We start from the raw sequence: 12,958 nt of genomic DNA on the forward strand, positions 1-12,958 counted from the left end.
GCCGCCGGCCCGTAGCATCGGGGGGTGGCTCGCGACCCGAACTCGGCTCCGCGCCAGGTGTCTCCGATCTCGTTCCGCAAGATCACCCTGGCCGCCCTCGCCGCTCAGATCCTGATCGTCTTGTCGGGTGCAGCCGTGCGCCTCACCGGCTCCGGTCTCGGCTGCTCGGACTGGCCGAGGTGCGAGCAGGACCGTCTGGTGGCACCGCTCGAGCTGCACCCGATGATCGAGTTCATCAACCGGTGCGTCTCGTTCGTGGTGGTCGCCACGGTGGTGCTGGCGATCTGGGGCGCGCTGCGACGCGTTCCCTACCGACGAGACCTGCTCGACCTGGTGTGGTGGATCACCGCGGTCACCGCGGCACAGATCGTGCTCGGTGGCATCACCGTGCGGACCGACCTGTGGCCCCCGGTGGTCATGGCCCACTTCCTGTTGTCGATGGTGCTGATCTGGATCGCGGTGACCCTCCACCACCGGGCGACCGTCGCCACCCGCGACGATCCTGTTCAGTCGACGGCGGTGTCGGCCACCAGCGCCCGCCTCAACGTCGCCCTGGCCTGGGGGCTGGCCGCGGTCCTGCTCACCGGCACCGTGGTCACCGCCTCGGGCCCCCACGGCGGCGACGCACAGGTCGAACGGCTCGGCTTCTACGTCCCCACCGTCGCCCGCATCCACGCCGTCACGTCGCTGGTGTTCCTCGCGCTGCTGCTCGCGACGATCCAGGCGGTGCGCAAGAACCCGGGCGCCCACCGACTCCTGCGCGCGGCAACCTCCACCCTGCAGGCGGTGATCGTCCAGGGCGCGATCGGCTACTACCAGTACCTCAACGGCGTGCCGGAGCTGGCCGTGTTCCTGCACGTGGCCGGGTCGATGGCGGTGCTCGGCACCACCGTCTGGTTCGTGCTCGAACACCGCCGACACGAGCGACGCGACGAGCACCCGACAGCGCGCCCCATCGCCGATGAGACACTGGATGCGTCCGTCGATCCCTTCACCCCGCCGATCGCACCATGAGCTCCACCGCCCCCGTCGAGCTGGACGACCCGGTCACCAGCGGCGACACCGAACTGGACCCACCGTGGGTCGTCATCGTCTGGAACGACCCGATCAACCTCATGTCGTATGTGACCTTCGTGTTCCAGAAGCTCTTCGGCTACAGCCGCGAGAAGGCCACCCGGCTCATGATGCAGGTGCATCACGACGGCAGGGCGGTGGTCTCCAACGGCACCCGCGAAGAAGCCGAGATCGACGTCTTCCGCCTCCACGAGCACGGCCTCTGGGCCACGATGCAGCAGGACTGAGCGATGCGCCGACTCTTCCGCACACCCTGGGTCGCGCGCGACCGCAAGGGACGGTTCACCCTCGACCTGCCCGACGGTGTCCGCCAGGCGCTGCTGCACCTGGGCGATGAGCTGCGAGACCTGCTGACGAGCGACCACGATGCGGTCCGCCGGGTCTTTCCCGTCGCCTACCCCGACGACCCCGACCGCGAGGCCGGCTATCAGGCGCTGATCCGCGGCGAACTCGTCGATCGCCACCAGGCGGGGATCGACCTCATCGCCGACACCATCGACGCCGACGAGCTGACCGAGGAGCAGCTCGGAGCCTGGCTGACCACCGTCAACGCGCTGCGGCTCGTGCTCGGGACCTCACTGGGGCTCGACGAGGAGGACGACCTCGACATCGACGAAGCCGACCCACGGTTCCCGGTCGCTCAGCTCTACCAGGTGCTCACCATCTTGTTGGACGACATCGTCGGTGCCCTGGGCGGCGCCTGAACCCACGCCCTACCGCCGGCGGCAAGCCCGCAGCGAGTCCCGCAGCAACACATCGAAACGATCACCGCCCTCGTCGTCGCCGTCGTCATCGTCGGGGGTCAGCAGCGCCAGACCGTCCAGCGCCAGATCGGCGACGCACTCGGCCTCGGCGCGGGTGGCGTCGTCGAAGCGCAGCTCGGCCAGCAGCCGCGTGCGGATCACCGGCACCGACGCGGCGACACCGGGATCGACCACCAACCCGGGGTCGACGCCCGACTCCACCTCGCAGGACCGCAACGTGACGACCCGGTCCTCGCGTTCGACCGACGCGTCCGCGTCCGACGGCGCCTCTGCCGCCCACGCCTCCAGCTGCTCCTCGAACAGGTCCGAACCGATCCCGTCGCGCCCGACCACCGAGAGCATCACGCAGCGTCGGCCGTCGGGTTCGCGGGTCACGACATGGGTGTCGCCGGCCCACTCGCCGGCGGCTTCCAACGCGTCGAGGGCATCGACGCGCAGCGCCATGAGCACATAGAGGGTCGCGGCTCCGATGTGGCCCTCGGCGAGCACCTCGGCGTCCTCGGGCACCGGTGGTGCCGGCACCCCGACCCGCTCGAACCCCTCGAACCCGATCCAGGGGTCGAGCAGCTCCAGCTCGGTGCGGGGCGGTTCGGTGAGCAGCGCGTCGACCACGCTCCAGTTCAGGTCGCGCTCGTCGTCGTCGGCGCTGGCATCGGCCAGCGCCAGCTCCAGCAGCGGGCCACCCAACGTCTCGGGCAGCGTGGCCAGCGTGGCGACCAGGTCCACCGGACCATCCCCTCCCGGGTCGTCCGCATGGGCGTCCCACTCCGCCGCGTCGTCGGCATCGAGCTCGGCGACATAGCGCAGGGCCATGACATCGCCGGCTCCGACAGCCACCCCCAGGGCCCCAGCCGCACTCCGCGACCGATCGAAGATCGACGCGTCAGAGAGCCCGATGCGTTGGTCGGACAGCGCCATCCCGAGGGCGGCGACCAGTTCGACCTCGGTCACCAGGTCGAACCCGTCACCGCCCGTGTCGCGCACGACGATCCGCTCCTCGCCCGGCAGATAGCGCGCCATCCGGTCATCGGCCAATACCTCGGTCGCGACCTCGGCCACCGCCGCATCAACGTCGGCGACATCGGTGACGAGTGCGAGCGAGCGCACCAGGTCGAGCATGGCCTCGATGCCGGTCCGCTCGTCCTCGGTGAGCCCGTCGGAATCCGCGCCCACCGCGGCGGCGAACCCGGCGTCGGAGACCACGTCGATCCGGACCGGGTGGGCGAAGCCGCGACCACGCTCGGACTCGACGAAGTCGACCAGGTCGACCACCGCCGGGTCCCACGCGTCGGGATGATCCGGTCCCCGGTCGACCACGACGAACCACACAACCGCGCCGATCACGGCGACGACCACCACCAGGGCCAGGGCGATCACCCGCGGCGAACGGGCGGGAAGGATGTCCATGCTCTGAATCCTGCCGCATTGGCAGGCCGACGCGGGCGCACTGCTAGAGTGACGGAGCCCTCATCGAGAGCGAGCCCCCATCGTCCAGCGGCCTAGGACGCCTCCCTTTCAAGGAGGTAACACGGGTTCAAATCCCGTTGGGGGTACTGTTCCCTCGCTGGTCGGGGGAACCGAGGTCCCGTGGTGCAGTTTGGAGTGCACGCTGGCCTGTCAAGCCAGAGGTCGCGGGTTCAAATCCCGTCGGGACCGCCACCCTCGCCGCCCCCACCAGGGGGCAGCGGGGACAACAGGGTCGAGTAGCTCAGTAGGCAGAGCGTCCGCCTGAAAAGCGGAAGGTCCCCGGATCGACGCCGGGCTCGACCACGTCGAGAGCGCCGGGCCAGCTCCCCACCGAGCTGGCCCGGCAGCGTTTTCAGCGGCGGTTTCGGTGGGCCGTGCAACAGGGACGCCGGTACCATGGCCGGCTTCGTCTGGACGTTCCTCGACGAGGCCCGATCGCCCGACCTCATAGTGCCCGGGGCCCTCCTCGTCACCGGTGACGAGGACTCTCCTGCGGTCGCACAGGTCGTCGACCTCGTCGCGAAGGCGAACGGCACCATCGAGGAGTACCAGGCCCTCGTCGAGCGCACCGTGCTCGCCTCCTGACCGGCCGCGTGCAACATACGCGCAACACCGGGCGGGGAACTGCGGTCAACGGCGGCTACTCCTGATCAACGAAAATGACCGCTGAGCTGGCCCGGCGTCGTCTTCGGGAGCACTCCCCCGGCCATCACGGCGCTGCATGTGCGACACTGGCAAAAGTCCGAACAAGACCAAGGAGCCTCAGATGAACCAAGTGCTGAAGATGGCTGTCGCAGTCGTCCTCGGGTCGTTTCTGGTCGCATGTGGCGGAGACGACGAGGCCGGGGACGACGCGACCAACGCGATCGAGGTGACCGGCACCGTGGACCTGAGCTTCGAGCCCGACGAGTTCGTCGTACCGGCGGGTGAGGTGGTCACGGTCGAGCTGAGCGCGGAGGGCGTCGAGCACGACTTCAACATCGTGGATGCCGCCGATGCCGGCGAGGCCCACGATGAGATGGACATGGATTCAGGTGACGACGACCACGCTGATGACGACGACCACGCTGATGACGACGACCACGGTGACGGAGAGGAAACGCCTCCGTCGGAGGACCTGCACATCGTCCACTCCGATGCCGACACAGCCGAGACGGGATCGTTCACGATCAACGAGCCTGGGACCTACACCGTGTACTGCTCGGTTCCCGGTCACCGGGAGGCCGGCATGGAAGCGTCGCTCGAGGTCGTCTCCACGAGCGCGTGAGACGCCCTCACGGAGACGACCAGCAGGATTCCCGCTTCGAGGAGAAGCTCGTCGACGTCGTTGGGCTCTCTCTGAACCCGGCGCAGCTTACGAACGAGCGGCTCCGCACGGGCTCGTTCAACCGCGTCGCCGCCCCTGACTCACCACACAAGATCCGCCCTCGGTCCGCTAGGTTGGATACCCCTACCAGGTATCGAGGAGGACCGATGGCAGATCTGACCGTCACCGTGCAGGGGATGACCTGCGACCATTGCGTCCGCGCCGTGACCGACGCCGTCACCGAGCTCGACGGGGTCGACGACGTCGCGGTCGACCTCGACCAGGGTCGGGTCGATGTCACCGGGCCGAACGTCGACGAGCCCGCCGTGCGCGACGCCATCGTCGAGGCCGGCTACGAGCCCGTCGCCTGACCGCCACCCACTCGACACCGGTTGCGGCTCCCGGCCGGCGCCGCCACACTGTCCCTGCGCACACGAGCGTGCATCCCGTCGTCGACCGGTGGAGGAGGTGAGCCAGACACCCGTGGAGAACCCGCCCCAACCCCAGGGCGCGATGCGCCCCGCCCCGTGTCCGACCTCGCCTCGGTGGGCGCGCCCGACTCCTTGACCTGGCACGCTCGCTGGTAGGCCTCCACCAGGAGACACCGCCATGACCCCACCCGCGCTCGACGAACTCGTCGAAGCTGACGACACCGCGGCCATCGCCGCGTGGTTGAACGAGAACGGCACGCTCGACATCGCCGACGAGCTCACCCGGCTCGACCCGGCCCACGTGGGCATCACCTTCCGCCTGCTCCCCCGCAATCGGGCGCTCGAGGTCTTCGAGGCGCTCGACCCCCACCACCAGCAGCTCGTCCTCGACGGGTTGCTCGACCACCGGGTCCGGCACCTGCTGGAAGAGCTCGACCCCGACGACCGGGTCCGGCTGCTCGACGAGATGCCGGCCAAGGTGGCCAAGCGGCTCCTCACCCAGCTCAGCTCGGACGAGCGCTCGCTCACCACCGTGCTCATGGGCTACCCCGAGGAGTCGGCCGGCCGGCACATGAGCCCCGAGTTCGTGTCGCTGCGGGCCAGCATGTCGGTCGGCGATGCCATGGCCAAGATCCGCCGCGAGGGCCCCGACGCCGAGACCATCTACGCCCTGCCCGTGCTCGACGACGAGCGGCATCTCATCGGCGTCACCGGGCTGCGGTCCCTGGTGCTCGCCTCACCCACCGTCGAGGTGGGCGAGCTCATGAACACCGACGTGCACATGGTCACCACCGACACCGATCGGGAGGAAGCCGCCCGGCTCATGCGCGAGGTCGGCGCCATCGCCCTCCCCGTCGTCGACTCCGAGGCTCGCCTCGTCGGGGTGATCACCGTCGACGATGCCATGACCATCCTCGAGACCGAGGACACCGAGGACTTCGCCCTCACCGCCGGACACAGCCCCCTGCGCAAGCCCTATCTCGCGGTGTCGGCGTTCGGTCTGGCCCGGGTCCGCGCCGCCTGGCTCCTGGTGCTGATCCTCGGCGCCGGGCTCACCGTCACCGTGCTCGAGCGCTTCGAGGGAACCCTCGAACAGGTCACCGTGCTGGCCCTGTTCGTCCCCCTCCTGATCGGCACCGGGGGAAACTCCGGTGCCCAGGCGTCCACCGCGGTCATCCGCGCCATGGCGGTCGGCGAGGTCCGGTGGTCCGACCTTCCCCGGATCGTCTGGCGCGAGACACGGGTCGGCGTCATGCTCGGCGCCATGCTCGGCGGCGCGGCGTTCGTCCCCGTCGCCCTGCTGTGGGAGCCCGACATCGCCACGATCGTCTCGCTCACCCTGGTCACCATCTGCACCTGGGCCACCCTCGCCGGCTCCGCGCTCCCGCTCTTCGCCAAGCAGGCGGGCGTCGACCCTGCGGTCGTGTCCGCCCCGTTCATCACGACCCTCGTCGACGCCACCGGGCTGATCATCTACTTCCTCATCGCCCGGGCGGTGCTGGGGCTCTGAGCCCGAGACCGTGGGTGCTGCGCACGGCGTGCACCACCGCGGCCATTGGGCCCAGCAGTTCCCCGACCGGGCAGGGCTGGAGACAGCAGTTCTCGGTCAACATCATCGAGTTCGACCGTTGCCGCTCCCGCTGCGCCGCTGACGGCGCTCAGGGGACGGTGGCGATGACCGCCTTCAGATAGGCCCCCTCGGCGAAGCCGACGGGGTGGTCCACGGCGTGCCCGGTGCGGGTGATCCCGGTCAGGGTGCGACCCCGTTGAGCCACCGCCTCCGCGATCGTCTCGGCATGCTCGTCGGCACCGATGCGACTGGAGCAGGAGGCCGCCACCAGCGTGCCACCAGGTTCGACCAGGTCGGTGGCCAGCTCGCCCAGGCGACGGTACGCACCGAGCGCCGCCGCCCGCTGTGGCCCTCGCGACGCCAACGAGGGCGGGTCGAGCACCACCAGCCCATAGCGCTCACCCGAGCGGGCGAGGGCCACCATCTGGTCAGCGGCGTCGCCGACGAGGGTCTCGTGGCGGCACCGGGCCACGGCCGTAACACCGCTGTTGGCGTCCATGTTCCGGGTGGCAGCCTCGATCGCGCCGGGGCTGATGTCCACGCTGTGAACCTCGGCGGCTCCACCCGCGGCGGCGTGCACGGAGAACCCACCGGTGCAACAGAACAGGTCGAGGACCCGTCGACCCCGAGCCAGCTCCCCCACACGTGCCCGGTTGTCCCGCTGGTCGAGGAAGAATCCGGTCTTCTGCCCCCGCACCACATCGGCCTCGAACGCCAAGCCGTGCTCCAAGAAGCGGACGGGGTGCTCCGGCAGTGAGCCGACCAGGGCGGACCCGTCGGCCAGGTCACCTCGACCGTCGTCCGGGGGCGTCACGTTGCGGGCGAGGCGCAGCACCACCGACTCGGTCTCGACCAGCTCGGCGAGCGACTCGACCACCACCGGCAGGTGCGGGAACCACGCCGCGCTGTAGAGCTTCACCACCGACGTGGGGCCGTAGCGATCGACCACCAGCCCCGGCAAGGCGTCGTTCTCGCCGTGGACCCAGCGGTAGCCGGTGGTGTCGGCCGACGCAACCAGCTCGGCCCGCCGGTCGAGTGCGTCGCGCAGACGGGCGTGCCACCACTCGCGGTCGATCGGCGTCGGTTCGCCCTGGTGAAGGACCCGGACCCGGATCGGCGACGACGGGTCGTACAAGCCGATGGCCAGGAACCGGCGCTTGGCGTCGAAGACCACCGCCAGATCGCCGGGGACACCGCCATCGGTCACCGAGGTGATCGACCGGTCGAAGACCCAGGGGTGACCACCCCGGAGCTGGCGTTCGGCGTCCTTGGTGACCCGAACCGCCAGGCGACGCCGCCCCGCGGTGCCCGCCTGGGGGGTCACACCCCCGGGAGCCGACCCTGCTCGCATGGACGAAGCCTACGACCGAACCCGGTGGAGGTGGCACCGTCGGCTGCGATACTGCGGTGGCATTCCGCATCGAGGAGCACCCGCATGAGCGGACCGGTCAGCACCGACGACACCGACATCGACACTCCCCACGACGGGGCCCGCCCACCCTGTGTCGAGGTCATCGAAGGGCGCGTCACCGAGGTCGGCGGGCTCCCGGTCTCCCGGGTGCTTCCCCGCCGTGCCCGCCGAACCGTCGGTTCCTGGTGCTTCGCCGACCACTTCGGACCGACCGACGTCGAGGTCGCCTCCATGTCGGTCGGGCCCCATCCACACATCGGTCTCCAGACCGTGACCTGGATCATCGATGGCGAGGTGCTCCACCGCGACAGTCTCGGCACCGAACAGCTCATCCGACCCGGCCAGCTCAACCTCATGACCGCCGGGCGGGGCGTGTCCCACGCCGAGGAGACCCCCGACGACGTGTTCGGCGAGCTCCACGGGGTGCAGTTGTGGATCGCCCAGCCCGACAGCTCCCGCTTCGCCGAGCCCGACTTCGAGCACCACGCCTCATTGCCACAGGCCGAGCTCGGCGGCGGTGGGCGAGCCACGGTGCTCATGGGCTCGTTCGCCGGTGCGACCTCGCCCGCCCGGTCCGACACGCCGCTCGTGGGCGCCGACCTCGTGTTCGAGTCGGCGGTCGCGGCCGAGCTCGACCCCGGCTTCGAACACGCCGTCATCGTGGTCGAGGGGTCCATCACCATCGACCACGACGAGGTCATGGCGGGGGCGCTCGCCTATCTGGGCCAAGGGCGCGACGAGCTCGAGCTCACCACCGACGAGCACGCCCGGGTCATCCTCATCGGGGGCCCGCCACTCGACGACGACCTGTTGATGTGGTGGAACTTCGTCGCCCGCACCCGCGACGAGATCGACGACGCCCGCCAGGACTGGCAGGCCTCGACCGAGCGGTTCGGCCACGTCGCCTCGTCGCTCGACCGCATCGACGCGCCCACGCCACACTGGCACCCGCCCCGGTCCCCTCACGAACTGTGAATGGATTCTGGCCGATGTGGCTGCCTCACATTCACAGTTCTGGCCAGGGCATGCCAGGCTGGTCGGACGGCCCCGCGAGCGGTACGGTCACCCCCATCCACTCCCCCTGCATCGTGCGAACAGGGGGATCCCGATGTCCCAGATCGATGCGGCGGTGGCCAAGCTCGCCCGCCGGCAACACGGCGTGTTCACGCTCCGCCAGCTTCTCAGCGTCGGTGGTACCAAGCAGATGGCGCGACGGCGCTGCGAGCGAGGCGTCTGGCGGTCACCAGCGCGCGGCGTGCTCGCGATCACCGGGGTGCCCGGGAGCTTCGAACAACGGGTGATGATCGCCATCCTCGCCTGTGGCGACGGGGCGATCGCCTCCCACCGCACCGCGGCACAGCTGCTCGGCATCTCGTCCCGCACGACCGCTCCCATCGAGGTCAGCGTCCCCTATGAACGCAACCCCAAGCAGAGAAGCGTCAGGTGCCACCGCAGCCGCGATCTGGAGCTGGCCGAGGTCCAGGTCCGCAACGGGATCCCCACCACCGGCCCCGCCCGCACCATCCTCGACCTGGGCGCGGTCGCACCCGCCCTGGCGAAGGCGGCGATGTGGCGGGCCATGCGCACCGACAGCCTGCGCTGGGAGGACCTGCTCCGCACGCTGCTCGACCACAGCCGCCGGGGACGCCCCGGGCTCGGTGTGCTCCGGGCACTGATCCACGAGCACTACGGCACCATCGCCGGCGACAGCGACACCGAGGAGCTCGCCTACCAGATCCTCCTCGACTCGGGTCGGGTGCCCATCCCCGAGCGGCTCGTTCCCGTCGTGTGCGCCGACGGCGTCGAGGTGACCGTCGACTTCGGATGGCCCGACCAGAACGCGCTGGTCGAGGTCTACGGCGTCGACCATCTGCGCAACGAGTCGAAGATCCAGATCGATCTGCACCGGGCGAACCAGATCATCCTGGCGGGGTACGAGCTGCTCATCTACACGGGCAAGATGCTGGCTCGGCCCGACCAGTTCGTGTTCGACGTCGAGACCATGCTCCACCGCCGGGGGTGGACACCCGGCGCCGCCGCCTGATCAGGTGGAGGCGACGGCGGGGTCAGCGGGCAGCGATGGCGATGGCGCGCCACACACGTTCGGGGGTGGTGGGCATGTCGATGTGGCCGACACCGAGGTGGGACACGGCGTCGACGACGGCGTTCTGGATCGCGGGCGGGGCGCCGATGGTGCCCGACTCGGCGATGCCCTTGAACCCCAGCGGGTTGTTGGGCGAAGGCGTCTCGGTGAGCTGTGACTCGAACCAGGGGAGGTCGGCCGCGGTGGGGATGCCGTAGTCGGCGAAGTTGGTGGTGAGGGGGTTGCCGTCGTCGTCGTAGGTGAACTCCTCGAACAGCGCCTGGGCGATCCCCTGGGCGATCCCGCCGTGCACCTGACCCAACGCCAGCATGGGGTTGAGCACGGTACCCGCGTCGTCGACGGTGACCAGCCGTCGCAGATCGACCCGGCCGGTCTCGGTGTCGACCTCGACCACGGCCGCGTAGACCCCGAACGGGAACGTGGGTCCCTCGCCGGTGAAGTCGGACTCGCACCGCAGCGGGTCGGGCTCGGGGTCGGCGGCGATGGCGTCGGCGACGTCGGTCCAGGCGACCGAGCGGGCGCCGGGGGCACCGCTCACGTGGAAGCTGCCGGTGGTGGCGTCGAGCACCACATCGGCGGCGGCGGCCTCCAACAGGTCGGCTGCGCGCCGGCGGGCCTGGTCGACCAGCTCGTCGGTGGCCTCGGCGACGGCCATGCCGGCCTTCTGGGCGGACCGGGAGCCCCCGGTGATCCCGCCTCGGGGCACGACATCGGTGTCGCCGTGCACCACCTCGATGCGGTCGAGGGACACGCCGGTCCGGTCGGCCACCAGCATCGCCCAGGCCGTGTGGTGGCCCTGCCCGTAAGGTGACGATCCGGTGAGCACGAGGAAGCTGCCGTCGGGGCGCAGCTCGACCGAGCCGTACTCGCTGCCCTTGACCCCTGCGGTGCGGTCGACGAAGACCGACCACCCGACACCCAGGGCCCGGCGGTCGCCGGCCTCGCGTCGGCGCGCCTGCTCGGAGCGCAGCGCGTCGTAGCCGACCTCGGCCCGCACCAGGTCGAGGGCCTGCTGGTAGTCGCCGGAGTCGTAGGTGAGGCCGGTGGGACTCGACCACGGGAACTCGTCGGGTCGCAACAGGTTCCGCTCGCGCACCTCGACGGCGTCCATGCCGATCTCGGCGGCGAATCGATCGACCGCCCGGTCCACCAGGGCACCGGATTCGGGACGGCCGGCCCCGCGGTAGGCGACCACCGGGGTGGTGTTGGTGACGACGCAGTCGGCCCGGTACCGCACGTGCTCGACCCGGTAGGGGCCCGGCATCAGCACGCCCGTGTTGTTCATCATGTTGGGAGCGACCACGGGATAGGCACCGGCGTCGGAGAGGATGTGGGCGTCGAGGCAACGGATGGTGCCGTCGCGGTCGCCGCCGATGCGAACCGTCTGGCGCTGGGCCCGCGAGTGGCCGAGCCCGACCATGTCGGCCGACCGATCGGGCACGAACCGCACCGGACGGCGGGCGCGGCGAGCCAGCAGCGGCAGCAGCAGCTCCTCGGGGTAGGCCCTGGCCTTGGCCCCGAAGCTGCCCCCGACGTCGCGGGTGACGACCCTGATCTCGGATGGATCGAGCCCGTAGGTGGAGGCGAGCTGGGCCCGGATCGGATGGGCCCCCTGGCAGGCCGCGTGGTAGAGCAGACGCCCGTCAGCGGTCCACTCGGCGGCCGCGACCCTGGTCTCGATCGGACACGGGGCCAGGCGCTGGTTCTCGAAGACGGCCTCGACCACGACCTCGCAGTCGTCGAAGGGCAGCTCCTCGTCGGCGCCACCGCTGCGCCGGCCGGCGAGGTTGGTCCCGGCGGCGGGGAACAGGACCACCTCATCGGTGAGCGCGTCGGCCGCGCTGACCACCGCCGGCAGCGGCTCGATGTCGACCACGACCGCTTCGGCGGCATCGGCCACCGCGGCCGCCGACTCGCCGACGATGGCCACCACCGGCTCGCCGGCGTAGCGGACGGTGTCGGTGGCCAGCAGGGGGCGGACCATGGTGTCGGGGACGAACGGGAACAGCGGGGGCAAGCGGCTCGAGGTCGAGGTCGGCGCCGGTGACCACGTCGACCACCCCCGGAGCCGACCGGGCGTCGTCGACGTCGATCTCGACGATGCGCCCGTGGGCGACGGTGGAGGTGACGTAGCCGACGGTGAGGACACCGGGAAGGTCGAGGTCGGCGACGAAGGCACCCTGACCGGTGAGCAGGTGCGGGTCCTCGACTCGGTGGACGGCGGTTCCGAGCAGCGGCATGGACCCGACGGTACCGGGTCAGCGCAGGGCGTCGACGAGCAACAGCAGCCCGAACACCGCGAAGAGCCCGGCGGCGATCCGCTTGGTGGTCCGCTCGGGCAGCCGGGTGCCGAGCATGGCGCCGACCACGACCCCCAGCCCCGACGATGCGGTGGCTCCCACCGTGCCACCGAGCCAGGTCAGGAGCGGGTCGCCATCGGCGGCAAGGGTGGTGGTGGCCAGCATGGTCTTGTCGCCCATCTCGGCCACGGTCATGGCGACGATGATCGTGACCAGGGCCCGCAACCCGGGTCCGGTGCCGGTGCCGAGGAGCTCGTCGTCATCGTCGTCGATGTCGCGCCAGGTCCAGACGGCGAACCCGAAGAAGATGATCGCGGCGCCGATGCCGATGGCGGTCTCGGGCAGGGCGGCACCGAGGAGCCCGCCGGCGAGCGCGGCGAAGCCCTGGGTGATGGCGAACACCACGGCGATGCCGCCCAGCACCAGCAGCGGCGGATGGCGGGTGGCGAGACTGGCTGCCACGAGCTGGGTCTTGTCCCCCAACTCGGCCAGGAACACCACGGCGGCGGCGATGACGACTGCTTCCACGTA

The 12,958-nt window shown here is 70.5% G+C and carries 13 protein-coding genes and 3 tRNA genes; 12 read left to right on the forward strand and 4 right to left on the reverse strand.

From position 1 onward, the window contains the following. Window positions 1-24: 24 nt before the first annotated feature. From U5K29_02840 to U5K29_02850, 3 genes are read left to right on the forward strand one after another with little or no spacing between them, the layout of a single operon-like run. Window positions 25-1,014 carry a COX15/CtaA family protein gene (locus U5K29_02840; protein ID MDZ7677472.1) on the forward strand — a complete coding sequence of 330 codons (990 nt, stop codon included), beginning with the start codon at window positions 25-27 and terminating at the stop codon, window positions 1,012-1,014. After that, window positions 1,011-1,301, forward strand: coding sequence for an ATP-dependent Clp protease adapter ClpS (gene clpS, locus U5K29_02845; GenBank protein ID MDZ7677473.1), 291 nt, complete (start codon window positions 1,011-1,013; stop codon window positions 1,299-1,301). Before U5K29_02840 ends, clpS begins: the two co-directional genes overlap by 4 nt. 3 nt (window positions 1,302-1,304) lie before the next feature. Beyond that, window positions 1,305-1,778: a DUF2017 family protein gene (locus U5K29_02850; protein ID MDZ7677474.1), complete on the forward strand. Its 474-nt coding sequence runs from the start codon at window positions 1,305-1,307 to the stop codon at window positions 1,776-1,778. A gap of 9 nt (window positions 1,779-1,787) precedes the next feature. Here the strand turns inward: U5K29_02850 and U5K29_02855 are convergent, their stop codons facing one another. Next, window positions 1,788-3,245 (reverse strand): hypothetical protein, encoded by a 1,458-nt coding sequence (locus U5K29_02855; protein ID MDZ7677475.1) that lies wholly within the window; start codon window positions 3,243-3,245, stop codon window positions 1,788-1,790. A 73-nt stretch (window positions 3,246-3,318) separates the two neighbouring features. On the opposite strand from U5K29_02855, the gene U5K29_02860 reads away from it, so the two are divergent. The 7 genes from U5K29_02860 (at window position 3,319) to mgtE (ending at window position 6,552) form a co-directional block, all read left to right on the forward strand. Next, a tRNA-Glu gene (locus tag U5K29_02860) sits at window positions 3,319-3,391 on the forward strand. A gap of 28 nt (window positions 3,392-3,419) precedes the next feature. Further along, a tRNA-Asp gene (locus U5K29_02865) sits at window positions 3,420-3,497 on the forward strand. 38 nt (window positions 3,498-3,535) lie between these two features. Next, window positions 3,536-3,608 (forward strand) — tRNA-Phe (locus U5K29_02870). A gap of 93 nt (window positions 3,609-3,701) precedes the next feature. Beyond that, window positions 3,702-3,890 carry a hypothetical protein gene (locus U5K29_02875; GenBank protein MDZ7677476.1) on the forward strand — a complete coding sequence of 63 codons (189 nt, stop codon included), beginning with the start codon at window positions 3,702-3,704 and terminating at the stop codon, window positions 3,888-3,890. 181 nt (window positions 3,891-4,071) lie between these two features. Then, a complete protein-coding gene (locus U5K29_02880; GenBank protein ID MDZ7677477.1) occupies window positions 4,072-4,572 on the forward strand; it encodes a cupredoxin domain-containing protein in 501 nt (166 codons plus the stop codon). A gap of 206 nt (window positions 4,573-4,778) precedes the next feature. Then, window positions 4,779-4,982, forward strand: a complete 204-nt coding sequence (locus U5K29_02885) for a copper ion binding protein (protein MDZ7677478.1) — start codon at window positions 4,779-4,781, stop codon at window positions 4,980-4,982. 238 nt (window positions 4,983-5,220) lie between these two features. Beyond that, the gene (gene mgtE / locus U5K29_02890; GenBank protein MDZ7677479.1) at window positions 5,221-6,552 is read left to right on the forward strand and encodes a magnesium transporter; all 1,332 of its coding nucleotides are present in this window, start codon (window positions 5,221-5,223) and stop codon (window positions 6,550-6,552) included. A 148-nt stretch (window positions 6,553-6,700) separates the two neighbouring features. Here mgtE and U5K29_02895 read toward each other — a convergent pair whose 3' ends face one another. Then, entirely contained in the window at window positions 6,701-7,963 is a 1,263-nt protein-coding gene (locus tag U5K29_02895) for a class I SAM-dependent rRNA methyltransferase (protein MDZ7677480.1), read from the reverse strand. 84 nt (window positions 7,964-8,047) lie between these two features. Here U5K29_02895 and U5K29_02900 point away from each other — a divergent pair, with 84 nt between their 5' ends. Together U5K29_02900 and U5K29_02905 are read left to right on the forward strand one after the other, a co-directional pair. Beyond that, on the forward strand, window positions 8,048-8,998 hold the full coding sequence (locus U5K29_02900; protein MDZ7677481.1) for a pirin family protein: 951 nt from the start codon (window positions 8,048-8,050) through the stop codon (window positions 8,996-8,998). Window positions 8,999-9,131: 133 nt separating this feature from the next. Then, window positions 9,132-10,067, forward strand: a complete 936-nt coding sequence (locus tag U5K29_02905) for a type IV toxin-antitoxin system AbiEi family antitoxin domain-containing protein (GenBank protein ID MDZ7677482.1) — start codon at window positions 9,132-9,134, stop codon at window positions 10,065-10,067. 22 nt (window positions 10,068-10,089) lie between these two features. Here U5K29_02905 and U5K29_02910 read toward each other — a convergent pair whose 3' ends face one another. After that, window positions 10,090-12,144 (reverse strand): molybdopterin cofactor-binding domain-containing protein, encoded by a 2,055-nt coding sequence (locus U5K29_02910; protein MDZ7677483.1) that lies wholly within the window; start codon window positions 12,142-12,144, stop codon window positions 10,090-10,092. A 241-nt stretch (window positions 12,145-12,385) separates the two neighbouring features. After that, window positions 12,386-12,955, reverse strand: a complete 570-nt coding sequence (locus U5K29_02915; protein ID MDZ7677484.1) for a TMEM165/GDT1 family protein — start codon at window positions 12,953-12,955, stop codon at window positions 12,386-12,388. Window positions 12,956-12,958: the final 3 nt, after the last annotated feature.

The organism is Acidimicrobiales bacterium (assembly GCA_034521975.1).
In the GTDB taxonomy this organism is placed as follows: domain Bacteria; phylum Actinomycetota; class Acidimicrobiia; order Acidimicrobiales; family SKKL01; genus SKKL01.